This is a genomic window from Rhodopseudomonas palustris, assembly GCF_034479375.1.
Lineage (GTDB): Bacteria > Pseudomonadota > Alphaproteobacteria > Rhizobiales > Xanthobacteraceae > Rhodopseudomonas > Rhodopseudomonas palustris_M.
Map to the genome: position 1 here is coordinate 2486833 of NZ_CP140155.1, position 22436 is coordinate 2509268.

Sequence of the window (22436 nt, forward strand, 5' to 3'; positions counted from 1 at the left end):
GCGACAACCGCAGGCAAGGCGCTACAGCGCGGCCGCCATGCCGCGCAGCCTTGCCGACGTGGCGTCGTCGGCCGCGAAGAAGGTCTCGATCGCGATTTCCGACAGCGTGACGTCGACCGGCGTGCCGAACACCATGGTGGTCGAGATGAAACTCAGCACCTCGTCGCCGAGTTGCAGCCGGAACGGCACCGCCACCGCGTCCGGCGCGATCGGCGCGGCGCGGGCCGGCACCGGATAGGTCTTCAATTCCCGATACAGCGCGATCAGCTTCGGATCGGCGGTCGCCTCGCATTGCCGGTGCAGACGTTCCAACAGATGCGCGCACCATTCGCCGAGATTGGCGGTGCGCGCAGCGAGCCCTTCGGGATGGAACGACAGCCGCAGCACGTTGAGCGGCGGCGCCAGCAGATCCGGCGCGATGCCCTCCAGCAGCGGCATCACCATGCGATTGGCCGACACCAGGTTCCAGTGCCGGTCGACCGCCAGCGCGGGGCTTGGTTCGTGCGCGCGCAGCACCTGATCGACCGCGGCGCGCGCCGCCCGCAGCGCCGGATCGTCGAGCGTCCGCTGCGGGAACGCCGGTGCGAAGCCCGCCGCTACCAGCAGCACGTTGCGCTCGCGCAGCGGCACGTCGAGCCGCTCCGCGAGACGCATCACCATGTCGCGCGACGGCGCGGCGCGGCCGGTTTCAACGAATGACAGATGCCGCGCGGAAATCTCCGCGTCGAGCGCGAGGTCGAGCTGGCTGAGATGGCGGCGCTGCCGCCATTGCCGCAAGCAATCGCCGATCCGGACCGGCTGCGCGCCGGCCGCCGCTGCGGCCGATGAGATGCTCGTGTTCATGGCCGCAAAACTAGCACGCAGCTTTCGCGGCTTCCATGACCTGCGAGGTAATCGAATTCGGCGGCAAACGCGGAGATGCTTCGGCCCTCGCCAACCGAACCGAAGGAGACCCCCATGATCCGACCGTCCATTCTGCTCCGCCGCGCGCTCCAGGCCGACGCGCTGGTCAGCGGCGCGATGGCGCTGCTGCTGGCATTCGGCGCCGGCGCGCTGTCGCCGCTGCTCGCGCTGCCGCAGCCGCTGCTGCTCGAGACCGGACTGTTCCTGATCGCCTATGCGGCCTTCGTCGGCTGGCTCGGCACCCGCGCGGCGCTGAGCAAGCCGCTGGTGCTGCTGGTGATCGTCGGCAACGCGCTGTGGACGCTCGGCAGCGTCGCGCTGCTGGTCAGCGGCGCGGTGACGCCGAACGCGCTCGGCATCGGCTTCGTCGTGATCCAGGCGATCGCGGTCGGCGCGTTCGCTGAGCTGCAATATATGGGCCTGCGGCGGAGCGAGCGGGCGGTGATGGCCTGATGCCGTCATTGCGAGCGCAGCGAAGCAATCCACGCATCAAGCACTGATCTGGATTGCTTCGTCGCTTCGCTCCTCGCAATGACGTGGAGGAGCCTCTGAACGATCGAGATTCCTACACCACGTCATGGCCGGGCTCGTCCCGGCCATCCACGCCTTGCTTGCTGTTTCGCGGTAAATTCGTGGATGCCCGGGACGAGCCTGGGCATGACGAATGTCAGACGATTTGTGCGGCCTCCAGCGGGTCCTACGCGGCAGCCTTGGGCTTCTTGGCCTTGGGCTTCCTGGCCTCAGGCTTCTTGGCCTTCACGCTCGTCGTCTTCGCCTTGGACTTCGTGGCTTTCGCCGTCTTGCCGCCGGCTTTGCTCGTCTTCGCTGCCCTCGCCTTGTCAGCCTTCTTGGCCTTGCCCTTGCCCGCGTACTTCTCGGCCTGCTTCTGCGCCTTGCGCTCGGCCTTCTGCTTCAGCAGGGCCTTTTCGGCGCGCGCCTCGGCGGCCTTCTTCTTGCGCTTCTTCTCGCAGGAATCGCATTTGCAGCCGATCGGCTTGAGATATTCCTTGAAGTAGTCGGTGCCGTAATCGTAGTTGATCTCGTCGCCGGGCTCGATGTCCTTGATCGCGCGGATGATGATCTTGCGCTTTTTGACGTTGACGTCCGACTCCGCGTTCGGCTTGCAGGCGTGGTTGATGTAGCGCGCGACGTTCTTGCGCACCGAGCCGTCGACGGTCCAGCGCTTGCTGATCTGGAACAGGTACTTGTTCTCGACCGCGTCGTCCTTCTTCTTGTTGCAGTCGAGCATCGGCCCGAAATAGCGGATGATCTTGCTGCCCTTCTTGATCGGCTGGGTGGCGAACAGGCCGAGCCCGGTCTTGGAGCGGCCGATACGGTAGGGTTTGTTCGACAAAGCGGGCATGATCTTCGAGCTGCTGGAGGCCACGGAACAGGACACAAGCCGGCCTTCTAGATCGATTCCACGGCAATTGGCAGGGGTTTCATCGCCGCCGGCCGAACCTTCCCCAGCTTGGCGTCGGGCCGGCGTGTCCGGGCCGGTGCTTTGGCCGGCGATCGCGGTGACGCCGCGCCAGGGCGGCGAGCCGTCCCTCGGCGACGCTTGCGTCCCACCACGACCGGCCCTCCAGGCTCTCTGGAAGAATTCCGAACTGGAGTTTTTCTTGGCGTCGCGGCCTTGCGCGAAGCCTCGGCGACGCTTTTCTCTTTGACTGAGCCGCCGTAGCGGCGCGGCCTGGTTGGCAGGAGCCTATGTCATTGTCTTCTCCGGCGACGACGTTGCCTCAGAAAGATGTGTCGATGCCTCGCGCTCGCGCGCGGTTTACTTCGCGCGGCGCGCCCCGCACACTCGCCCCCGACATTCGCGGCGGCGCGCCCGCCGGTCCGGGCGTGACGACCGCCGGGAGGAGCCTGCGATGAAGGCCGTGTTCGCCAAGCTCGGCAGCGACTTCTTCTCCACCATCATCTTCGTGGTGCTGTATTTTTCGACCGGCAATGTCGCGCTGGCGACGATCGTCGCGGTGGTCGGCGCGGTCGGACAGTTCGTCTATGCGCGGGTCAGGGGCCAGCGGCTCGACGTGATGGCCTATGCGAGCGTGGCGCTGGTCGTCGTGCTCGGCGGCGCGACGCTGTTCACCAACGATCCGCGTTTCGTGCTGATCAAGCCCAGCGTCGGCCATATCGCGGTCGGCGCGATCATGCTGCGGCGGGACTGGATGCTGCGCTACGTGCCGCCGATCGTGGCGACGACGATCCCGGAATATGTGCGGGTCGCCGGGTACTTCTGGGCGGTGCTGATGATCGTGCTCGGCGGCGGCGTGATCGCCGCGGCGCTGACCGGCGACATCAAGACCTGGACCTTCTATGTGATGATCGTGGCCCCGGCCGCCAAGGTCGCGGCAATGGTGATTCAATATCTCGTGTTCCGGCTGGCGATCCGCAATCGCCGCCGCGCCGCAGCGGTCGCCTCCGCAGCGATGGCCGAATAGCAACGCTCGCAGGCGACGAAGGCGCTACATCCGCGGCTCGGCGGAGGCGATCGTCGCGGTGACTCGGTGGTCGATCTGCGCTTCCGCTGCTGCGTAGCGCGCATCGCCCTGGTAATCCACCGTGACGGCGCGGACGCCGTCGGGCAGCGCCGAGGTGGTGAACGCCGCGGTCCCAACGCGGTCGAGCGGCACGTGCGCCGCCATCACGCTGTCGCCATCGCGCAACGTCACCAGCCCGCCCGGGGTGCCGGCGCTGCCGGTCACCGTCACGGTGAAGGTCACGAGCTCGCCCGGCGCGGTGACGCCAGCCGAGGACGACAGCGTCACCATCGGTCGCGCCAGCACGTCGAGCGCGAGTTCGTCCGACTGGCTGGGCAGCACGATCACCGGCAGCCGGCCTGCGCTGCCGCTGTAGTCGGCGCGCAGCAGATGCCGGCCGGGCGCGAGGCCATCGACTGTGAGCCGTGGCTGCGCCACGCTGGTCCAGCCGAGCACCCGCATCGTCGTCATATCGAGAAAGGTGATCCGGCCGTCGGCGGCGCCGGCGCCATATCGGGTGGTGATAGCCGCGGTCAGGGTGACGCGGCCTTGCACAGCCTTGTCTGCGGCAGCCGAGAGCGCAACCGTCGTGCTCTCGGTGATCACCTCGACCTGGGCAGAGGCCGTGCCGGTCAGGCCGGCGGAGAGCAGCAGGGCGGCCAGCGCCAAGCCGCGCAAATATAACAAACGCATGTCGAGCTCCACCGATCGAGCGGTCGAACCTCGAGGCGTCCTCCAGCCCGGCATAATAGCACGACTGTTGCGGCGCACCACCGGTATCCCCATGCACGACCGTCAGAGCAGAACACCACCGTGCCCTCGGCTCAAAGTCGTAGCGGCCCCTCGCCGCAGCCGACATTCGTGATCGGGGTTGTTTGCGCGCCCCGCGGCATATTAAGACGGGCCGCCCGGCATCTTTCGAGGCCGGACCAAGGGAGAGACAAATGGCAGTCGACGGAAACTGGAAGATCACCATGAGCACGCCGATGGGCGAGCGGCAGGCCGACCTGACGCTGAAGGCCGACGGAACCACGCTCACCGGCACGCAATCCGCCGACGGCGATGCGGGCGAGATCTTCGACGGCACGGTGAATGGCGACGACGTCGCCTGGAAACTGTCGATCACCAACCCGATGCCGCTGACGCTGGCCTACACCGGCAAGGTGAGCGGCGACAGCATCTCCGGCGAAATGGGCATCGGCCCGATGGGCTCGTTCCCCTTCACCGGCACGCGGGCGTAAGGCCGCCAGGCGTCGGTCGCGTCATTCCGGGGCGCTCGCCTCAGCGAGCGAACCCGGAATCTCGCAGTGTTCGTCATCTCTGGATTCCGGGTTCGCCGCTACGCGGCGCCCCGGAATGACGGTACGAGGTTGTTAGCGCCGCCTCAGCCCAGATTCAGCTCCTTGAAGAAGTCGTTGCCCTTGTCGTCGACGATGATGAAGGCCGGGAAGTCGACGACGTCGATCTTCCAGATCGCCTCCATGCCGAGCTCGGGATATTCCAGCACCTCGACCTTCTTGATGCAGTGCTCGGCGAGGTTGGCCGCGGCGCCGCCGATCGAGCCGAGATAGAAGCCACCATACTTCTTGCACGCGTCACGCACCGCCGGCGCGCGGTTGCCCTTGGCGACCATCACCATCGAGCCGCCGGCCGCCTGGAACTGATCGACGAACGAGTCCATCCGCCCCGCGGTGGTCGGGCCGAACGCGCCGGAGGCGTAGCCGTCGGGCGTCTTGGCGGGGCCTGCGTAGTACACCGGATGGTTCTTGAAGTAGTCCGGCAGCTTCTCGCCCTTATCGAGGCGTTCGCGCAATTTCGCATGGGCGGCGTCGCGCGCCACGATCATGGTGCCGGTCAGCGACAGCCGGGTCTTGGTCGGATACTGCGTCAGCGTCGCCAGAATTTCCTGCATCGGCCGGTTGAGGTCGATCTGCACCACCTCGCCGCCGAGCGCCTGCTCGACTTCCGGCAGATACTGTGCCGGATTGTGCTCGAGTTCCTCCAGGTAAACGCCATCTTTGGTGATCTTGCCGAGCACCTGGCGATCGGCCGAGCACGACACGCCGAGCCCGATCGGCAACGAGGCGCCGTGGCGCGGCAGCCGGATGACGCGGACGTCGTGGCAGAAATACTTGCCGCCGAACTGCGCGCCGACGCCGAGCGACTGCGTCATCTTCAGGATTTCCTGCTCCATCTCGAGATCGCGGAAGGCGTTGCCGAATTCCGAGCCCTGCGTAGGCAGCGCGTCGAGATAGCGCGCGGACGCCAGCTTCACCGTCTTCATGGTCGACTCCACCGAGGTGCCGCCGATCACGATCGCCAGATGATAGGGCGGGCACGCCGCGGTGCCGAGCGTCATAATCTTCTCTTTCAGGAACGCCAGCAGCCGGTCGCGGGTCAGCACCGACGGCGTCGCCTGGAACAGGAAGCTCTTGTTGGCCGAGCCGCCGCCCTTGGCCATGAACATGAACTTGTAGGCGTCATCGCCTTCCGCGTAGATCTCGCACTGCGCCGGCATGTTGTTGGCGGTGTTCTTCTCCTCGTACATCGTCAGCGGCGCCACCTGCGAGTAGCGCAGATTGCGGCGCAGATAGGCGTCGCGCGCGCCTTCGGAGAGCGCCGCCTCGTCGCTGCCGTCGGTGATGACGTTGCAGCCCTTCTTGCCCATGATGATCGCGGTGCCGGTGTCCTGGCACATCGGCAGTACGCCGCCGGCCGAGATGTTGGCGTTCTTCAAAAAGTCCAGCGCCACGAATTTGTCGTTCGGACTGGCTTCCGGATCGTCGAGGATCTTGCGGAGCTGGGCAAGATGGCCCGGCCGAAGATAATGGTTGATGTCCCCGAACGCCGCCTCCGACAGCGCCCGCAGCGCCTCGCGCTCGACCACCAGCATCTGCCGGCCCAGCACCGTCTCCACCCGCACACCCTCCGACGTGATCTTGCGATACGGCGTCTCGTCCTTGCCGAGCGGAAACAGCGGCGTGTGGGTGTAGGGCGGAACCGGGGTGGTGGCGGACGGGATCGGCGTGGGTGCGTTCATGGACGGGGCCTCAGGATGGATTTGCGGCCCTGTCTAGTCGGTTTCGGCGGGGTTTTGAAGGGTTCAAAACGGGGACAGTGGTCGTGAAGTCGCTAAGGCGACGTAGCTCTCACCTATTCGCCGTCCTTTGCCACGTCCTGGCTGTCGGCGGTCCTGGGCTCGCCCAGGACTGCCGGCTCAATCACCCTTTCTTCGGTTTCGACACTCACCACTGCCGCCGGCAGTGTTGCCATCGCAGACCGGTCCTGCGCGCCAGTCAATTCATGTTCTGCAGCGTCTCGCATGGCCTCGGTACTCACGCTGGCAGGTACAGCCTTCTCTTCTGGCAGGCGAGGCGCCGTCCGCTGCCACGCTCGCAGATGCTGCCCAGCCTGATCGTAGGCTTGGGGCACAATCGCTTCTAGATCTAGGATGAAATTTTTCCTCTGGGCGAAACGAGCGCCGATGTCGCGAACCATGATGACGTCAAACGACGTCACCACCTGGCCTGCCCGCTCATCGACAGCTGCGTCAATATTCTCCCGCAGCACCTTCAGCGGCCTCTGAGTGCTGCTTGTGCGACCCGGCCAATACAGACGGACGTGCCAATTGTCATTGGTTGTTTGGGGAAACTGACGTAGCAACCAGTTCAACCTCGCCTTCGTACCCTTCTTGTCGTCCGGCGCACGGAGATGCATGGACACAATTAACGACCGTGTCTTGATATCAGCAGTGATCTCCAAAGGAGATGCCGCATCGGGAACGATCAAGGTCGCCGACAGCGCGTGGTCGTCGCACAGATGACAGATGTCCGCTTTCGCCCGCGCATCCAGATCGCGCAGATGCTCCCTCGGAATCCGCGGGGAGACCTCCACTCCGAGCTGTCGACTCATCGTAAGTGAAAGATCGCGCACGACCTGATGCCATGCTCCAACCACTTCGCGAGTGGAAGGTGAGCTGGATGCAGGCACCGCTCCCGCCTGTATCGCCGCGACCAAATCCGTCCAACAGGCGGGCATCTGGTCGAAGCCCTTCACGCCTGCGCTGGGATGGGTCAAGAAACGAACCATCTCGTTGAGGACGAACCTCTGATCGCGGTCAAGAATTTCGTCGTTGGCCAGAAGCAAGCTCGCTTCCGTTAATACGTGCATCCAAGACCAATGAAACAGTTCGATCTTTCTGCGCGCCGCTGCAGGAAGCTGAAGCGGATGTACCGCAGGAACGGCAGCAAATTGGTTCGAGATCGTAATCAGTGCATCGATCTCGTTTTCGCGTGCGAGAGCCAGATAACTTTCGACCTGTCCGACCTCCAGATCGGAATTGCCGACCTTAGCCTCGACCAAAGCCCGCCATTCCCGACCGCCAGTCGTTAGCACGATCAGACCGTCTGGTCGCATCTTGTCGGCCTGAGACGAAAAACAGACTTCGGTAAACGTCTCTATTTTAGTTCGGGGGCCGGCGCGCTGGCCAAGCGTACTCATCATCGAACGGCCGAATTCGTCCACATTGGCCAGGCAAGCTAAGAGGATGGATGCCGTCCTCCCTTCTTTTGAGGTATCCGCCAGAACGGGAAATAACCGCGCCCGTTCCCCACGACACAAATAGCTTGGAATATCCAACATCGAATCGCCCCGGAAGCCACAATTCAAAGTAGTAATATCGCATCAATACTATAAAAACGAAAGATGGAAATGGCGCTTTGGTTTAAGGTGCCCCCAAGAGCCACCCTTTAGAGCGAGGCCAGAGTTAAATCCGTTCCACCCCACACGCGCAGCCGCGAGACCGCCGCGCCATCCTGACTACACCACGCTCACCCCTTCCCCTGCTTTTCCGCATACGCATCCACCAGCGCCCGGATCATGCGCTGATAGGGCACCTTCTGCTTCGCGGCGGCGCGCTTGAAGAAATCGACCGAGCGCTGCGACAGGCTGATGGTGACCTTGACGTTGTTCTCGCGCAGCACGAGTTGATCCGGCGACGGCAGGAAGTCGTCGACGATCCGGACGCGGCCGATCTCGCCCTTGCTATACTTGACCGTTGGTTTCCTCATAGATCGCCTTTCCTTTGCGCCAATAGCCGGCGCCGAAGATCCTGATCCTGCCGCTGCGCATCGTGAACCGCACCGTGACGATGCCGCCCTCCACTTTGCCAAAACAGAAATAACGGCGCTCGTCCCGGCTGTGATCGAGATCTTCCGCGATCACCCGGAGCGGATCGAGAAATGCCCGCTGTGCCAGTTCGAATCCAATCCCATGCTTCGTCTGGTTGAGCCGGTTCTTGGCGTCGTCCCATTCGAAGTCCGACATCAGTGCCACCCGGCTCGGCTTGATATGGTTATATTACCATATTTCGTTATGGCCCACAACGAGCCCGCTTGCTGCTCCGAAGCGGTACCACGACCCGTCCTGCGGGGACGCACCCCTCCCCCCATTTTGCATTCCGCGCCGCCTTCGCTATGAAGCTTGGCCGGATTGTTCGTGGAGCATTGCCTGATGATCGTCGTTTCAGCCGCCTTGTCTCGCCCGCGCCGCGCCGCGCTCGCCGCCCTCGCGCTGGCCGCGTTAACCCTCGCCGCCTCCCCGGCCCGCGCCGATCGCTGCGACGACCTTGCGCAGCAGCTCAAGTCGCAGATCGACAGCGTCTCCGTCGGCAAGACGGTCGCCAATGTGATCTACCTGTCGCATCCGGCGGCGAAGTCGTTGCGGCTGGGCTGCCCGAGCCGCACGTTCAAGAACGAGGTGTTCGGCATCGCGCCTTCGCGAAAACCGTCGGTGGCGTTTCAGGAGGTGGTCGCAAGTGCTGCGGCTATCGTGTTCACGATCCCCAAATCGGACACGCTGCGCGGCGTCAAGCGCTGCTTCAGCCGCGTCGGGCTGTTGCGCGGCAACGATATCAAGACGCGCTTCCGCCGCCTCGACATGCGCTGCATCCGCGGCAAGGCCGAGTCGTCGATTTCGATCTCGCGGAGCAACGCGGAGTAAGGGCGAACTCGGGCCCGGCGCGACGAACGAGAGACCTACTTCTCCTCGAACGCGTCGTAGACGATCCGCTTCAATGCCTGCTGGATGCGGACGTGGTCGGGTCCGAGGTTTTCCATCAGCAGGATGGTCAATTGCTGCGCGCGGTCGATGACGAAATACACGCCGCCGGCGCCGTCCCATTTGATCTCGCCCAGCGAGCCGGGGTCCGGCGGCTGCTTGCGGCCGGCCGAGGTGCGGACCGCGTAGCCGTAGCCGTAACCGAACCCATCGCCCGGATAGTAGTGCTCGTTGCGTTTGATGCCGGTCTCCGGGCCGATGTGATCGCTGGTCATAGCCTTGAACGCCGACGGGCTGAGATAGCGTCGACCCTCGAATTCGCCGCCGTTTTCCAGCATCTGCACGAAGCGCGACAGGTCGCGGCGCGTCGAGACCATGCCGCCGCCGCCGGATTGCCAGCGCGTCGGCTCCAGCGCGTTGCGCTCCTCGCGACGATCCTTCGGCAGCCGCTGCGCATAACGCGCGCGCTCGGCCGGATCGGTGAGAAAGAACTTGGTGTCGGTCATGCCGAGCGGATCGAGCAGCCGCTGCTTCTCGAACGCGTATAGCGACTGGCCCGACACCACCTCGACGACGCGGCCGAGCACGTCATAGGAGTGACCGTAGTTCCACAGCGTACCGGGCTGGTCGGCGAGCACGGCGTGGGCGATCCGGTCTGCGAACTCTTCGTTGTCGTAGTCGCCGAAATACATCGCCGAGTACAGCCACTTCACCATGCTATCGCCGCCGTAGAAGCCGTAGGTGATGCCCGAGGTGTGCAGCAGCAGGTCCTCGATCGTGATCGGCCGCTTCGCCGGCACCAGATCGAGCTGCCGGTTGCCGTTGTCGGCCTTGCTCTCGACGCCGACGAACATCCGGTCGAAAGCGGGGATGTATTTGCCGACGGGGTCGTTCAGCTCGAGCTTGCCGTCGTCGACCAGCATCATCACGGCGACGCTGGTAATCGTCTTGGTCACCGAATGCAGCTCGAAAATCGCATCGTCCCGCATCGGCTTGCCGCTGTCGACGTTCTGCAGGCCGAAGGCCCTTGCGTAGACGGTCTCGCCGCGGTGGCGGATCTCCACGATCGCGCCGGGGATCTTGCCGGCTGCGACTTCGGCGTTGAAGAAATTGTCGATCCGCGACGCCAGCAGGTCGCGCGACAGTTCAGCCCGCGGCGGCGGGCCGATGCGCTCGCGCGCGGCGAGCGCGGGAGCGGTGACGAAGCACGCAAGCACGCAGACCAGCGCAACGGCCCGCCACGCCGCAGCCAGGACGCGACGATCCGCGCGCGTCCTCACCACGGTCGACGGCGATCGATGTATTTTAACCAAATGCGATCGGGCGGTTGCGCGCAAAGTTCACCTGCTGGGGGGATGATGATGCGATCCGACGACGGGCGCGATGTCGAACGAGGTTTCTTCGATCGAGGTCGCGCCGTGTGATTGTCGGTGACACTCGCAAACCTACGAGGATCAATGATGAGTAGCATTTCGAGCGTGTCGTCGACGACCGTCCCCACGCCGACGCAGGCGAGCCCTCCGCCGCCGCCCCCGGCCAGGGACAAGGACGATTCGACGACCACCCCACCGGCAAAGGCGGCGTTGCCGCCCGGACAGGGAACGCGGATCGATCAGCTCGCCTGACCGGCGAGCTGCCCCGGTGACCGGCCCCGCCTCGCGCGGGGCTTTTCACATCCGCCGTCCGGCTTCCGACCATGCTCGATTCCTGGTGACGATGGCCCGCAGGCGCCGCGATGACGCGCCGTCTCGACAACGATCGGCGTCGCCGGATGGTTGCATGGCGCCGCATCCGTCGCACCGCGACCGTGCGCGACGCTATCGCCGGCGTCCTGCGCTCTGGTAGAACGGGCGAGGCCGTCGATCGATCCAGGCGGCGCGCGCGGGAGCGAATCCATGACCGGACGGAAAGTCTGCACCGGCGGGTGCCATTGCGGCCAGGTGCGGTTCGAATGCACCACCGATTTTGCGATGGTGACCGCATGCAACTGCTCGATCTGCACCAAGAAGGGGCTGCACTTCACGTTTCTGCCGCCGTTGAGCTTTCAGCTCCGCGCCGGTGAAGACAGCCTGAAGGAGTATCTCTTCAACCAGCGCGCCATCCGCCACCAGCTCTGCATCGAATGCGGCGTCGACGTGTTCGCGCGCGGCACCAAGCCGGACGGCAGCGAAGTGATCGCCCTGAACGTCTCGTGCATCGACGGGATCGATCTCGCCGCGCTGAAGATGACGCCGGTGGATGGACGGAGCAGGTAGTCGCCAGTCCTCCCCTCTCGGCCGTCATTCCGGGGCGCGAGCGCAGCTCGCGAGCCCGGAATCCCGAGATGATTGCGCAATGACTCGCCCCTGAGATTCCGGGTTCGCGCTGCGCGCGCCCCGGAATGACTCGTGGAGAGGACCGGAATGACTCGCGGAGAGGCAATGCGCGACGACCGGCGGGCCCGTTACTTGTCCAGCGCCTTGTAGTGCCGGAAGATGCCGTCCTCGTTGAACGGGATGCGGCGGGCGCTGTCGAGATAGGCCTTGATGTTCGGCCGCGCGGCGACGCGATCGTGCAGGCCGATCAGGCCCGGCAGCTTGCGCTCCAGCTTCTTCATACCGCGCGGAAACGCGTAGCGCATCCCCGCGACGATCTGGAACAGCGACAGATCGGCATAGGTCGGCTTGCGCCCGGTGACGAACGGCCCGCCGCCACCCGCGATCAGCCGCTCGAAATAGCCGAGATATTTCGGCGCGCGCTGTTTGCGGAACTCCACGCTGCGCTTCTTCGCCGCCGCGCGCTGTTCCTCGTAGTACAACGAGGTTCCGATTGGATGGTGGGTGTCGTGCACCTCCTGGACGAAGTCGGCGATGGTGAGCTGGAGCTGATGCACCCACAGCCGCCCGGCCTCGGTCTTCGGCGCGAGGCCGTGCCGCGCGCCGAGATAGAGCAGGATGTTCGCGGTCTGGCCGATCGTGAGCGATCCGGCCCTGAGGAACGGCGGCGCGAAGGACGGCGTGCCCTGCTCGGCCTGCATCATCTTCATCATCTTGGAAACGCCCGCCTTGTTGCGGCGGGCGACGTCGACATAGTCGGCGCCGGCCTCCTCCAGCGCGAGGCGGACGAATTCGCCGCGGCCCTGGATGCTCGGCCAGTAGTACAGCTCGTAGCGCATCGGCGATCCTCCCTTGCCTCACGCGGTGCCGGAATGACCAATGCGTCAACGCGGCAGCGGTTCATCGCCGACGATATTGCCGCGCATCGTCCCAAACGAAAAGCGCCGCGGAAACCTCCGCGGCGCTTCGACCTCACATGCGTGAGGATCAGTTGGTCTGCTGGATCGCCGACAGTTCCCAATTGGCGCCGGGCCGCCGCGCGAAGGTCCACACTTCGGTGACCTCGATCGGCGTTTCGCTGCCGGCGACGAGCCGGTCGGTGCCGCGCTCCAGAGTCTTGTCGACCAGCGAGAACCGCATCGCCACGGTGGCGTAGTCGGTCTCGCCTTCGCGCCAGGCCTCGGCGAGATCGCCCTGCAGCAGCTTGACGTCCGACACCTTGTTGATGTCGTTGTTCGCCTTGTTCTCCGCCAGATCCTTGGCGAAGTACGACGCCATCTCCGGGGTCGTGAGCTGGTTCAGCTTCTCCGTGTCCTCGTTCGACCAGGCCGACTGGATGTCGCCGAGCAGTTGCTCGAACGCCTCGTAGTCCTCCGGCTTGATCTCGAGAGGCGGCAGGTTCGGGGCGCTGCCACCGCTGCCGAAGCCGAAGCCGGTGCGATAGGCCGGCGCGGGCTCGGGGCCCGGACCGACGGTCGGACCGGCGTTCGAGTTGGTGTTGGCATAGGCCGGGGCCGGCTGCGGGTTGTTGCGACGCTGCCACCACGACCACGCCAACCGCGCGACCACGACCACCAGCACGACCTGCAGGATCAGGCCGATGATCGACGCGAAGCCGCCGAGGCCGGACAGGAAGCCGCCACCGAACAGCATGCCGAGCAGGCCGGCGCCGAGGAAGCCGGCGGCGAGGCCGCCGAGCATCCCCATGCCGGGCCGGTTGAAGAAGCCGCCCTTGGCGGCTGCGCCGGCCGCGGGCGCGGCCATGCCCGGGCTGCCCGGCTGGCTCATGGTGCGATTGAACGGCTGGGCGGCGTTCGGCGCCGTCGGCGTGGCTTTCGGCGCCATGAAGCTGCGCGAGCCGCGCGAGCCCGAGCTGCCGCCGCCGCCCACGCGCGCTTCGGCCGCCGACGAGAGCGCAAGCGCAAGCGGCATGGCCAGCGACAGGGTCACGGCCAGTGCAGCAACAACGCCACGCGTGCGATGCAAAAAGTTCATTGGTTTCCCTCAATCCCCGTCAGGGGGAAGCTCTTGTAAAATGGTCAGGGCGGCCCGGATTGGAAGCCTTCTCAACGTCGCAGGGGCGTCGCAAGCCTGCGGCCCTCGGTCGCGGAGGGCGTGTTTGCGGCCCGAATCGGCCGGAACCAAGACGAACGGCTTAGTTCGCCCCCATCGTCTCCTTCACCTTCGCAACCAGCGCGCTCAGGGCGAAGGGTTTCGCCAGGAACGCGAACTGCTCGTTTTCCGGCAGGCTCTTCTCGAACGCGTCTTCGGCATAGCCGGAGACGAAGATGATCTTCAGATCGGGATTGCGCGCGCGCATTTCCTTCAACAAAGTCGGGCCGTCCATCTCCGGCATCACCACGTCGGAGACGACGAGATCGATGCCGCCGTTCTCCGCCTCCAGCGCTTCCATCGCTTCGATGCCGTTGCCGGCCTCGATCACGTGGTAGCCGCGCGAACGCAGGCCGCGGGCGTTGAGCGAGCGCAGGCCCTCCTCGTCCTCGACCAGCAGGATGGTGCCCTGCCCGGTCATGTCGGCGCGCGGCTTGGCGGAGGCCGCCGCCGCCGCGCTGCCGATCACCGCCGGCGCGTCCGGCTGCGCCTCTGGCAGCGCGTCGTGGCGCGGCAGGAAGATGTGGAAGGTGGTGCCCCGGCCGGGCTCGGAGTCGACGTAGACGAAGCCGCCGGTCTGCTTGATGATGCCGTACACGGTCGAGAGCCCGAGGCCGGTGCCCTTGCCGACGTCCTTGGTCGAGAAGAACGGCTCGAATATCTTGTCGACGATATCGGCGGGGATGCCGGTGCCTGTGTCGCTGACGTCGATCCGCACGTAGTCCGCCGCCGGCATGCCCTTGTGGGCGAGTTGCGCCGCTTCCGCGGCCGGGACGTTGGAGGTGCGGATCGCGAGCTTACCGCCGTCGGGCATCGCGTCGCGCGCATTCACCGCGAGATTGACGATCACCTGCTCGAATTGCGAGACGTCGGCCTTGACCCGCCACAGGTCGCGGCCGTGTTGCATTTCGAGCGAGACCTTCTCGCCGATCAGTCGCTTCAGCAGCCGGTCGATGTCGGTCAGCGCCTCGCCGAGATCGAGCACCTGCGGGCGCAATGTCTGCTTGCGCGAGAACGCCAGCAATTGCCGCACCAGCGTCGCGGCGCGGGTGGCGTTCTGCTTGATCTGCATGATGTCCTGGAACGACGGGTCGGTCGGCTTGTGCGCGTTCAGCAGGAAGTCGTTGGCCATCATGATGGCCGAGAGCACGTTGTTGAAATCGTGCGCGATGCCGCCGGCGAGCTGGCCGATCGTGTCCATCTTCTGCGCCTGGTTGACCTGGTTCTCCAGCGCGCGCCGCTCGGTGGTCTCGAGCAGATAGACGATCGCGGCCTCGGCGTCGCCGTCGTCGGCGACCGCGGTGACGAAGAACTGCCCCCAGCGTTCCTTGGCGCCGTCGAGCATCACCTCGACCGGCGCGATGTCGGCCTGGCCCTGCGCGGCCTGATCGATCGCCGCGCCGAGCGTGGCGCGGTCGCGGGTGCTGACCGCGGCGAGAATCGACCTGGCGGCGCCGCCCGACGAGTCCAGGCTCTGCGCCAGCTTGGCGAAGCGGGCATTGGCGCGCACCACCGCGCCGGATTTGTCCACCGTGGCGATCGCCATCGGGGTGTGGTCGAAGAACCGCATGAAGCGGATCTCGGCGGCGCGTTGCGGATCGAGCCGCTCGTCGCGGGCGCGGCTGATCACCAGCGTGCGCGACGCGCCGGGCGCGCCGTCGGCGCCGAAGGCGAGCTTGTGATACAGCCGCACCGGCATGGTCTTGCCGCTGCGCATCTTCAGGTCGATGTCGAATACTTCGGTCTTGACCTCGCCCGGTTCGGGCACGATCGAGGTCAGCAATGCCGCGCCGTCGCCGGAGACGATGTCGCCGAGCTTCAAGCCGCCGGAACCGATTTCCGCGAGGTCGTGGTCGAGCCAGTTCGCCAGCGTCGCGTTGACGTAGACCAGGTTGCCGGCGGCATCGACCGAGAAGAACCCGCAGGGCGCGTGGTCGAGATATTCGATGGCGTGCTGCAGTTCCTGGAACACGTCCTCCTGGTGCTCGCGGTCGCGGGTGATGTCGGCCAGCGACCACACCGTCTGCTTGGCCTCGCGCTTGCCGGGCCCGAGCGGACGCACCCGCATCCGCATCCAGCGGCCCTGCACGCCGTCGGCGCCGGCGACGCGGACCTCTTCCTGCAGCCGCTTGCCCTCGCGCGCCGCCTTCAGCAGCCGGAACACGGCCTCGGAGACGTCGGGATTGCCGATGAACACCCGCTCCACCGGCCGGACGTCCAGCATCGTCGCAGCGCCGGTCAGCGCCAGATAGGCCGGGTTGGCATAGACCACATGGCCGCGCGAATCGGTGACGGCGATGCCGTCGAACGCGCCCTCGGAGATCGCCCGCAGCACCGGATCGTCGGCAGCCCGGTCGGCGAAGCCGACGATCCCGGCGGCGAAGGCGAACAGCATGAACAGCCCGACCATCGCCAGAAGCGCCAGCAGGCCGAGAATATAGGGCTGCGCCTCGGCGCGGCCGAGCGTCATGAACGCCACGGCGGCGGCGACGATGGCGCCCGCCACCAGCAACACCAGGACGATGCTGCCGCGGCGGCGCCCCGGCTCCGCGGCGGGGGGCGGAGCCTGATGGTCGTTGATGGTCATGGTCACCGAACCGATCCCTTGCCCGCCGGCGCAGCGGCGGCACGGCCCCACCTGCCTGAATCGGAGCCGACCGCGCAAGTACATCCTCGGTCCCGGCCGCTCTCCCGACAGGTCCGAACGGCCTGATCGGAGCGGCAATCCCCGAAAATCCGCTCACGGCGATCGCCCGGCCCCCGCATCGCCATTGCTTCAGGTCCGCCGGCCGCCGAAGCGCCGCCGCAGGTTCATGACGTAGCCGATCACCTCGGCGACGGCGTGATAGTGCTCGACCGGGATTTCCTCGTCGACGTCGACGGTGGCGTAGAGCGCGCGCGCCAGCGGCACGTTCTCGACGATCGGCACGTCGTTGGCCTTCGCCACTTCCCTGATCTTGAACGCGATCGCGTCGGCGCCCTTGGCGACGCAGATCGGCGCCTGCATGCCGCGCTCGTATTTCAGCGCCACCGAGAAGTGGGTCGGGTTGGTGATGACGACCGAGGCGCCGGGCACCGCCGCCATCATCCGCTTCTTCATCCGCTGGTAACGGATCTGCCGGATTCGGCCCTTGATGTGGGGGTCACCTTCCGACTGCTTGTATTCTTCCTTGACCTCCTGCAGCGACATCTTCTGTCGCTCGCGCCAGGTGTGGTACTGGAAGAAATAGTCGCCGGCCGCGACGAAGGCGAGCACCGCCGCCACCGTCCCCATCAGTTTCAGTGTCAGCGAAACCGTGACGCCGAGCAGCGCGGCGACGTCCATCTGCAGCAGCGCGTCGAGCCGGTCGCGCTCCGGATACAGCACCGCGACCATCACCACGCCGAGCGCGATCACCTTGAACAGGCCCTTGACGAAATTCGCCAGCGCCTGCTTGCCGAACAACCGCTTGGCGCCCTCGAGTGGCGACAGCTTGCTGAGTTTCGGCTTCAGCCCCTCGGCGGAGAACACCAGCCGATGCTGGATCAGATTGCTGCCGATCGCGACCAGCGCCAGCAGCAGCAGCGGCACGCCGAGAACCGAGATCAGCGTCAGCATCAGGCTCTTGGTGAGCCCGAGAAGGCCGTCGCCGTCGACTGGGAGCATCCAGGACTTCTCGATCAGCACCTTCATCGGCCCGGTGATGCCGGTGCCGATCGAGCCGGAAAACGACGACAGCAGCAGGGTCGCGCCGGCGATCACGAACCAGGTGTTGACCTCCTGGCTCTTGGCGACGTCGCCTTTCTCGAGCGCGTCGTCGAGGCGCTTCTGTGTCGGCTCTTCTTGTTTCTCCTGGTCGCTGTCGTCCGACATCGCTCAGGCGTCCCGCGCGGTCGGGCTCAGCGTGGCGTCAATTCCTGCATGACGCCGCCGAAATAGTTGAGAAACGTGGTCATCATCGTGGTGAGCACGGCCGCGAGGATAATGAAGCCGATCACGATGGAGAGCGGCACGCCGACGAAATACACCTGCATTTGCGGCATCAGCCGCGCCAGGATGCCGAGGCCGATATTGAACACCAGGCCGAACACCAGGAACGGCGCGGCGAGTTGCATGCCGATCTTGAACGAGGCGGCGAAGGCCTTGGTGGCGAGCGCGGCGACGTCGCCGCTGTTCAGCAACTCGCCGGGCGCGAAGATCTTGTAGCTGTCGCTGAGCGCCTCGATCACCAGATGATGCGAATCCGTGGCGAACAGCATCGTCACGCCGAGAATGGTGAGGAAATTGCCGATCAGCAGCCCCTGCTGCCCCTGGGTCGGATCGACCGCCGTGACGAAGCCGAGCCCGAGCTGCTGCGCGATCACCGAGCCCGCGACCTGCAGCGCCGACAGCGTCACTCGCGCGGTGGCGCCGAGCACGATGCCGATGATGATTTCCTGCACCATCAGCACCAGCAGCGGCGTCAGCGACGACATGTCGACCTGATAGGCATTGCGGTGCAGCGGCAGGATGATCAGCGTCAGGCCGAGCGCGATCGACAGCTTGATCCGCGTCGGGATGTTGGTTTCGCCGAGCGTCGGCATCAGCATCACCATCGCGCCGACGCGGGCGAACACCAGCATGAAGGCGGCGCCGAGCGCGGGCAGGAACGAGACGTCGATGCGCATGGCGGGAATCTGCGTCGGGATCAAGGGCGACCGCGGTGGCGGCGCGGCGGACCGCTGCGATAGCGGCCGCGAACGCCGCACACCGTCCGGTGGCGCGGACCCCGATCATGCGTCAACCGCCGACGATTCGCGATGAAATCCGCAGCATTTCGGCGTGAAGCCGATCGGCCATGAACGGCAGCGTCAGCACCAGCGTGAGGAACATCGCCAGAATCTTCGGCACGAACACCAGCGTCTGTTCCTGGATCTGGGTCAGCGCCTGCACCAGCGACACCGCCACGCCGACGACCAGGCCGACCCCCATCAACGGCGCCGAGACGATCACGATCGTCCAGACCGCTTCGCGGGCGATATCGAGAGTTTCAGCGCCGGTCATATGGAGATCCTTCGTTGTGTGGCGTCATTGCGAGGAGCGCAGCGACGAAGCAATCCAGATGCTTCACCGATTGGTCCTGGATTGCTTCGCTTCGCTCGCAATGACGGCACCTGTCGGCGTCGACCCGTCTGCGAGCGGTCGCCGATCAGATCTGCATCCTGAGGATTTCCTCGTAGGACTGGATCACCCGGTCGCGCACCGACACCAGCGTCGACACCGCGACGTCGGTCTCGGCGACGGCGGTGACCACGTCCATGACGTTCGACTTGCCGTTGGCCATCGCCACGGTCTGGGCGTCGGACTTGCGGCCGGCGTCGAGGACGCTGCCCATCGCATCCTTGACCAGCGCGCCGAATGACGGGCCGGCGTCGGTCGGCTTGCCGGCACCGCCGGGATTGGCGAGCCGGGCGAGGCTCGCATAGGCATTGGCTGCGGAAATCGGTGACGCCATGGGTGGTCTCCCGGCTCGGGCCCGGTTCAGGCCTTGAGGATATCGAGGGTGCGTTGGATCATCCGGCGCGTCGCGCTGATGACGTTGAGATTGGCTTCGTAGGACCGCTGCGCGCTGCGCATGTCGGTCATCTCGATCATCGAATTGACGTTCGGGTACTTGACGTTGCCGGCCGGGTCGGCGGCCGGATTGGTCGGTTCGTATTTCAGCCGGAACGCCGAGGTGTCCGGCTTGACCCGGCCGAGCGCCACGGTGCGGGCGTCGAGCGATCGGTCGAGCGCCGAGGTGAAGGTCGGCACCTTGCGCCGATACGGATCGCCGCCCGGCTTCTGCGCGGTCGAATCCGCATTGGCGATGTTTTCGGAGATCACCCGCATCCGCCCGGCCTGGGCACGCAGCCCGGAGGTGGCGATGCCCATCGACCTTGAAAAATCGCCTGCGTCGTCTGCCATGGTTCAATCTCCCGGGTGGCGTGGGTCAGCGCTTGCCGATTGCGGTTTTCAGCAGGCCGAGACTGCGGCTGTAGAGCGAGGTCGCGGCGGCGTAATCCATCTGGTTGGCCGAGACCTTCATCATCTGGTCCTCGAGATTGACGGCATTGCCGGCCGGACGGGTCTGGAATCCAGCCCGACGATCCTCCGCAAACGAAACCGTGCCGCCGGGCGCTTTCATATGCGACGCGCTCGTCATCATCATCGGCAGCGCGCCGCCGGCGGAACTGGCGGTCAGTTGGCCGGCCGAGTTGAATTTCGGCGCGACCAGATCGCGCGGCTGGAACCCCGGCGTGTCCGAGTTCGAGACGTTTTCGGCCAGCACTTTCTGGCGCTCCTGATGCCATTGCATCTTGGTGCGCAGCGCCGCCAGCATCGGAAGATCATTGATCGCCATCGCCGCCTCCGTCCCGGCCGCCACTGCTTTGCGACACTGCCGGGAGTAGGCAGAATTTGCCGGGGTTATGGTTAACGGCCGGTTAAGATTGGTTACGAAAGGCTTGCGATTTCGTTACGAATGTCTTTCGGCACGCTGCGCGAAATCGCGTTTGCCGCGTGCGGAAGGCGTTTTGGTCCCCATGATTCGTGGCGTATGAGAAAAATCGGATGGCAGTTCTTGCCGCTGCTTATTAAGAAGGATGAACGAGGGGCGCCGAGCGTCGCCGGACATCTACCTTCATTCGGGTCAGTGACGGCGGGGGACGCCGAAACCGACCCGCTTCTCTCCGGGGATCGAGCATGTCGCAACCATTGTTGTTCTTTTTTGCGTTTCTGGCCGTCCTGGCGATGATCGGCGCGGCAGCCTGGCTGGTTCGCCGATTCGCCGGCAACCGCCTCGGCGCGCACACCAAGAGCGGCCGGATGCCGAGGCTGGCGGTGATCGACGCTGCCGCGGTCGACGGCCGGCGCCGGCTGGTGCTGGTGCGCCGTGACAATGTCGAGCATCTGCTGATGATCGGCGGCCCGAGCGACATCGTCGTCGAACCCAACATCGTCCGCGCCAACCCGGCGCGCGAGGCGCCGCGTCCGGGGCTCGGCGTGGAGCCGCGGCTGAGCCCGGTGGACTGGGAGCCCGAAGGCGCAGCCGAAGCGCCCGAACCGGAGCCGCAGCCGCGCCCGTCGCGCCCCTCGTTCGCGGACGAGGCGCGCAGGCCCGCACCGCCGGCGATGCCGACGCGCCGCCCCGCCGAGTTCCCGGGCAACGATCCGTTCGCCGGTCTGGTCCCCGAGCCGATGACCCGGCCCGAACTGCCGCCGATCGCCCGGCACGAGCCGCGTCCGGAACCTCGACCCGAGCCCCGCGAATCCCGGCCCGAGCCCCGGATGGATCCCGCGCCGCGCCCGCGCGCCGAGCCGGCGATGCCGCGCCCGCCCCGGCCCGAGCCGCCGAAGGCGCCGCCGCCGATTCGGGCCGAGCGCCCGGCGCCGCCTCCACCCCCGGCACCGCCCGCCCCCGCGCAACCGGCACCGACGGCGCTGTCGTCTGCCGACCAGAATCTCGCCGACATGGCCAACCGGCTGGAAGCCGCGCTGCGTCGTCCGGCCGACCCCAGGCCGGAAGCCGCACCACCGGTCGCGCCCGAACCGCCGGCCCGCCCGGCGCCCCGCGCGTCCGAACCGCCGCGCCCCGAGCCGTCGCGCCTCGAGCCGTCGCGCCCCGAGTCACCGGCGCCCGCCCCCGATTCGCCGAAATCCGGATTCGAGAGCCTCGAAGACGAAATGGCGTCGCTGCTGGGGCGTCCGAAGTCTCCTTCGTGAGCCGCCCGGCCACACCGCGTAGAGTTGTTCTTTTTCTCGCCGTCCTGACCGCCACCGCAGCCGCGCTGGCGGCTCCGGCCCATGCGCAGGACGTCAGCATCAATCTCGGCGGCGGCGGCACCGGCGTCACCGAGCGCGCAATCCAACTGATCGCGCTGCTGACGGTGCTGTCGATCGCGCCGTCGATCCTGATCATGATGACGTCGTTCACCCGGATCGTGGTGGTGCTGTCGCTGCTGCGCACCGCGCTCGGCACCGCGACGGCGCCGCCCAACATGGTGATCATCGCGCTGGCGCTGTTCCTCACCGCCTTCGTGATGGGGCCGACGCTGCAGAAATCCTACGACGACGGCATCAAGCCGCTGATCGCCAACGAGATGAGCGTCGAGGACGCGTTGGTGCGCGCCTCCGGCCCGCTGCGGATCTTCATGCAGAAGAACGTGCGCGAGAAGGACCTCAAACTGTTCCTCGACCTCTCCGGCGAGCCGCCGCCGGCGACGCCGGAGGATCTGTCGCTGCGCATCCTGATGCCGGCCTTCATGATCTCCGAACTGAAACGCGCCTTCGAGATCGGCTTCCTGCTGTTCCTGCCGTTCCTGATCATCGACCTCGTCGTCGCCTCGGTGCTGATGTCGATGGGCATGATGATGCTGCCGCCGGTCGTCGTCTCGCTGCCGTTCAAGCTGATCTTCTTCGTGCTGGTCGACGGCTGGTCGCTGGTCGCCGGCTCGCTGGTGCAGAGCTATTCGGGCAGCGGGTAGTCAAGGATGCCATAGGGCGAATAGTGGCTCGCCCTCCTCCTGTGTACTTCCTGATACGTCCTATCCGTCATTCCGGGGC

At 65.9% G+C, this 22436-nt stretch carries 24 protein-coding genes; 7 read left to right on the forward strand and 17 right to left on the reverse strand.

Going from position 1 to position 22436, the window contains the following annotated elements:
* Nucleotides 1-21: 21 nt before the first annotated feature.
* Entirely contained in the window at nucleotides 22-843 is an 822-nt protein-coding gene (locus tag SR870_RS11285; RefSeq protein WP_322518047.1) for a helix-turn-helix transcriptional regulator, read from the reverse strand.
* A gap of 114 nt (nucleotides 844-957) precedes the next feature.
* Between SR870_RS11285 and SR870_RS11290 the strand changes: the two genes are divergently transcribed.
* A complete protein-coding gene (locus tag SR870_RS11290; RefSeq protein WP_322518048.1) occupies nucleotides 958-1356 on the forward strand; it encodes a hypothetical protein in 399 nt (132 codons plus the stop codon).
* Between the two features lie 244 nt (nucleotides 1357-1600).
* Here the strand turns inward: SR870_RS11290 and SR870_RS11295 are convergent, their stop codons facing one another.
* Nucleotides 1601-2266, reverse strand: coding sequence for an SET domain-containing protein (locus SR870_RS11295; RefSeq protein WP_322518049.1), 666 nt, complete (start codon nucleotides 2264-2266; stop codon nucleotides 1601-1603).
* A gap of 511 nt (nucleotides 2267-2777) precedes the next feature.
* Here SR870_RS11295 and SR870_RS11300 point away from each other — a divergent pair.
* Nucleotides 2778-3350: an inner membrane-spanning protein YciB gene (locus SR870_RS11300; RefSeq protein ID WP_322518050.1), complete on the forward strand. Its 573-nt coding sequence runs from the start codon at nucleotides 2778-2780 to the stop codon at nucleotides 3348-3350.
* A gap of 24 nt (nucleotides 3351-3374) precedes the next feature.
* Here the strand turns inward: SR870_RS11300 and SR870_RS11305 are convergent, their stop codons facing one another.
* Nucleotides 3375-4082: an Ig-like domain-containing protein gene (locus SR870_RS11305; RefSeq protein ID WP_322518051.1), complete on the reverse strand. Its 708-nt coding sequence runs from the start codon at nucleotides 4080-4082 to the stop codon at nucleotides 3375-3377.
* 251 nt (nucleotides 4083-4333) lie between these two features.
* Here SR870_RS11305 and SR870_RS11310 point away from each other — a divergent pair, with 251 nt between their 5' ends.
* Complete coding sequence (locus SR870_RS11310) at nucleotides 4334-4630, forward strand: hypothetical protein (RefSeq protein ID WP_011442639.1); 297 nt, start codon at nucleotides 4334-4336, stop codon at nucleotides 4628-4630.
* A gap of 143 nt (nucleotides 4631-4773) precedes the next feature.
* Here the strand turns inward: SR870_RS11310 and SR870_RS11315 are convergent, their stop codons facing one another.
* From SR870_RS11315 to SR870_RS11330, 4 genes are all read right to left on the reverse strand, one after another.
* Nucleotides 4774-6429 carry a fumarate hydratase gene (locus SR870_RS11315; RefSeq protein WP_322518052.1) on the reverse strand — a complete coding sequence of 552 codons (1656 nt, stop codon included), beginning with the start codon at nucleotides 6427-6429 and terminating at the stop codon, nucleotides 4774-4776.
* Between the two features lie 113 nt (nucleotides 6430-6542).
* The gene (locus tag SR870_RS11320) at nucleotides 6543-8030 is read right to left on the reverse strand and encodes a hypothetical protein (RefSeq protein WP_322518053.1); all 1488 of its coding nucleotides are present in this window, start codon (nucleotides 8028-8030) and stop codon (nucleotides 6543-6545) included.
* A gap of 188 nt (nucleotides 8031-8218) precedes the next feature.
* Complete coding sequence (locus SR870_RS11325; RefSeq protein ID WP_322518054.1) at nucleotides 8219-8458, reverse strand: hypothetical protein; 240 nt, start codon at nucleotides 8456-8458, stop codon at nucleotides 8219-8221.
* Nucleotides 8433-8714 carry a BrnT family toxin gene (locus SR870_RS11330; RefSeq protein ID WP_322518055.1) on the reverse strand — a complete coding sequence of 94 codons (282 nt, stop codon included), beginning with the start codon at nucleotides 8712-8714 and terminating at the stop codon, nucleotides 8433-8435. Before SR870_RS11330 ends, SR870_RS11325 begins: the two co-directional genes overlap by 26 nt.
* A gap of 186 nt (nucleotides 8715-8900) precedes the next feature.
* Between SR870_RS11330 and SR870_RS11335 the strand changes: the two genes are divergently transcribed.
* The gene (locus tag SR870_RS11335; protein WP_322518056.1) at nucleotides 8901-9389 is read left to right on the forward strand and encodes a hypothetical protein; all 489 of its coding nucleotides are present in this window, start codon (nucleotides 8901-8903) and stop codon (nucleotides 9387-9389) included.
* Between the two features lie 35 nt (nucleotides 9390-9424).
* Here SR870_RS11335 and SR870_RS11340 read toward each other — a convergent pair whose 3' ends face one another.
* Nucleotides 9425-10729: a serine hydrolase domain-containing protein gene (locus SR870_RS11340; protein ID WP_322518057.1), complete on the reverse strand. Its 1305-nt coding sequence runs from the start codon at nucleotides 10727-10729 to the stop codon at nucleotides 9425-9427.
* 612 nt (nucleotides 10730-11341) lie between these two features.
* Here SR870_RS11340 and SR870_RS11345 point away from each other — a divergent pair.
* A complete protein-coding gene (locus tag SR870_RS11345) occupies nucleotides 11342-11701 on the forward strand; it encodes a GFA family protein (protein ID WP_322518058.1) in 360 nt (119 codons plus the stop codon).
* A 188-nt stretch (nucleotides 11702-11889) separates the two neighbouring features.
* On the opposite strand, the gene SR870_RS11350 is transcribed toward SR870_RS11345, so the two are convergent.
* The 9 genes from SR870_RS11350 to flgB all read right to left on the reverse strand — a co-directional run bounded on the left by SR870_RS11350 (nucleotide 11890) and on the right by flgB (nucleotide 20235).
* Nucleotides 11890-12600, reverse strand: coding sequence for a glutathione S-transferase (locus tag SR870_RS11350; protein WP_322518059.1), 711 nt, complete (start codon nucleotides 12598-12600; stop codon nucleotides 11890-11892).
* 148 nt (nucleotides 12601-12748) lie between these two features.
* Complete coding sequence (locus SR870_RS11355) at nucleotides 12749-13756, reverse strand: Tim44 domain-containing protein (RefSeq protein ID WP_322518060.1); 1008 nt, start codon at nucleotides 13754-13756, stop codon at nucleotides 12749-12751.
* A 160-nt stretch (nucleotides 13757-13916) separates the two neighbouring features.
* Nucleotides 13917-16460, reverse strand: coding sequence for a cell cycle histidine kinase CckA (gene cckA / locus SR870_RS11360; protein ID WP_322518253.1), 2544 nt, complete (start codon nucleotides 16458-16460; stop codon nucleotides 13917-13919).
* Nucleotides 16461-16649: 189 nt separating this feature from the next.
* Nucleotides 16650-17726 (reverse strand): flagellar biosynthesis protein FlhB, encoded by a 1077-nt coding sequence (flhB, locus tag SR870_RS11365; RefSeq protein WP_322518061.1) that lies wholly within the window; start codon nucleotides 17724-17726, stop codon nucleotides 16650-16652.
* A gap of 26 nt (nucleotides 17727-17752) precedes the next feature.
* Nucleotides 17753-18520 (reverse strand): flagellar biosynthetic protein FliR, encoded by a 768-nt coding sequence (gene fliR / locus SR870_RS11370; RefSeq protein WP_322518062.1) that lies wholly within the window; start codon nucleotides 18518-18520, stop codon nucleotides 17753-17755.
* 112 nt (nucleotides 18521-18632) lie between these two features.
* Nucleotides 18633-18896, reverse strand: a complete 264-nt coding sequence (fliQ, locus tag SR870_RS11375; protein ID WP_322518063.1) for a flagellar biosynthesis protein FliQ — start codon at nucleotides 18894-18896, stop codon at nucleotides 18633-18635.
* A gap of 145 nt (nucleotides 18897-19041) precedes the next feature.
* Nucleotides 19042-19347, reverse strand: a complete 306-nt coding sequence (fliE, locus tag SR870_RS11380) for a flagellar hook-basal body complex protein FliE (RefSeq protein ID WP_322518064.1) — start codon at nucleotides 19345-19347, stop codon at nucleotides 19042-19044.
* A gap of 26 nt (nucleotides 19348-19373) precedes the next feature.
* Nucleotides 19374-19799 (reverse strand): flagellar basal body rod protein FlgC, encoded by a 426-nt coding sequence (gene flgC, locus SR870_RS11385; RefSeq protein WP_322518065.1) that lies wholly within the window; start codon nucleotides 19797-19799, stop codon nucleotides 19374-19376.
* A gap of 25 nt (nucleotides 19800-19824) precedes the next feature.
* Nucleotides 19825-20235 carry a flagellar basal body rod protein FlgB gene (gene flgB / locus SR870_RS11390; RefSeq protein WP_322518066.1) on the reverse strand — a complete coding sequence of 137 codons (411 nt, stop codon included), beginning with the start codon at nucleotides 20233-20235 and terminating at the stop codon, nucleotides 19825-19827.
* Nucleotides 20236-20576: 341 nt separating this feature from the next.
* On the opposite strand from flgB, the gene SR870_RS11395 reads away from it, so the two are divergent.
* Nucleotides 20577-21596, forward strand: a complete 1020-nt coding sequence (locus tag SR870_RS11395) for a flagellar biosynthetic protein FliO (protein WP_322518067.1) — start codon at nucleotides 20577-20579, stop codon at nucleotides 21594-21596.
* Nucleotides 21593-22357 (forward strand): flagellar type III secretion system pore protein FliP, encoded by a 765-nt coding sequence (gene fliP / locus SR870_RS11400; protein WP_322518068.1) that lies wholly within the window; start codon nucleotides 21593-21595, stop codon nucleotides 22355-22357. Before SR870_RS11395 ends, fliP begins: the two co-directional genes overlap by 4 nt.
* Nucleotides 22358-22436: the final 79 nt, after the last annotated feature.

Bases quoted from the DNA above. Each gene is read 5' to 3' on its own strand.
- SR870_RS11285 (WP_322518047.1), bottom strand. From the start codon at position 843: ATGAACACGAGCATCTCATCGGCCGCAGCGGCGGCCGGCGCGCAGCCG.
- SR870_RS11290 (WP_322518048.1), top strand. From the start codon at position 958: ATGATCCGACCGTCCATTCTGCTCCGCCGCGCGCTCCAGGCCGACGCG.
- SR870_RS11295 (WP_322518049.1), bottom strand. From the start codon at position 2,266: ATGCCCGCTTTGTCGAACAAACCCTACCGTATCGGCCGCTCCAAGACC.
- SR870_RS11300 (WP_322518050.1), top strand. From the start codon at position 2,778: ATGAAGGCCGTGTTCGCCAAGCTCGGCAGCGACTTCTTCTCCACCATC.
- SR870_RS11305 (WP_322518051.1), bottom strand. From the start codon at position 4,082: ATGCGTTTGTTATATTTGCGCGGCTTGGCGCTGGCCGCCCTGCTGCTC.
- SR870_RS11310 (WP_011442639.1), top strand. From the start codon at position 4,334: ATGGCAGTCGACGGAAACTGGAAGATCACCATGAGCACGCCGATGGGC.
- SR870_RS11315 (WP_322518052.1), bottom strand. From the start codon at position 6,429: ATGAACGCACCCACGCCGATCCCGTCCGCCACCACCCCGGTTCCGCCC.
- SR870_RS11320 (WP_322518053.1), bottom strand. From the start codon at position 8,030: ATGTTGGATATTCCAAGCTATTTGTGTCGTGGGGAACGGGCGCGGTTA.
- SR870_RS11325 (WP_322518054.1), bottom strand. From the start codon at position 8,458: ATGAGGAAACCAACGGTCAAGTATAGCAAGGGCGAGATCGGCCGCGTC.
- SR870_RS11330 (WP_322518055.1), bottom strand. From the start codon at position 8,714: ATGTCGGACTTCGAATGGGACGACGCCAAGAACCGGCTCAACCAGACG.
- SR870_RS11335 (WP_322518056.1), top strand. From the start codon at position 8,901: ATGATCGTCGTTTCAGCCGCCTTGTCTCGCCCGCGCCGCGCCGCGCTC.
- SR870_RS11345 (WP_322518058.1), top strand. From the start codon at position 11,342: ATGACCGGACGGAAAGTCTGCACCGGCGGGTGCCATTGCGGCCAGGTG.
- SR870_RS11350 (WP_322518059.1), bottom strand. From the start codon at position 12,600: ATGCGCTACGAGCTGTACTACTGGCCGAGCATCCAGGGCCGCGGCGAA.
- SR870_RS11355 (WP_322518060.1), bottom strand. From the start codon at position 13,756: ATGAACTTTTTGCATCGCACGCGTGGCGTTGTTGCTGCACTGGCCGTG.
- cckA (WP_322518253.1), bottom strand. From the start codon at position 16,460: ATGACCATCAACGACCATCAGGCTCCGCCCCCCGCCGCGGAGCCGGGG.
- flhB (WP_322518061.1), bottom strand. From the start codon at position 17,726: ATGTCGGACGACAGCGACCAGGAGAAACAAGAAGAGCCGACACAGAAG.
- fliR (WP_322518062.1), bottom strand. From the start codon at position 18,520: ATGCGCATCGACGTCTCGTTCCTGCCCGCGCTCGGCGCCGCCTTCATG.
- fliQ (WP_322518063.1), bottom strand. From the start codon at position 18,896: ATGACCGGCGCTGAAACTCTCGATATCGCCCGCGAAGCGGTCTGGACG.
- fliE (WP_322518064.1), bottom strand. From the start codon at position 19,347: ATGGCGTCACCGATTTCCGCAGCCAATGCCTATGCGAGCCTCGCCCGG.
- flgC (WP_322518065.1), bottom strand. From the start codon at position 19,799: ATGGCAGACGACGCAGGCGATTTTTCAAGGTCGATGGGCATCGCCACC.
- flgB (WP_322518066.1), bottom strand. From the start codon at position 20,235: ATGGCGATCAATGATCTTCCGATGCTGGCGGCGCTGCGCACCAAGATG.
- SR870_RS11395 (WP_322518067.1), top strand. From the start codon at position 20,577: ATGTCGCAACCATTGTTGTTCTTTTTTGCGTTTCTGGCCGTCCTGGCG.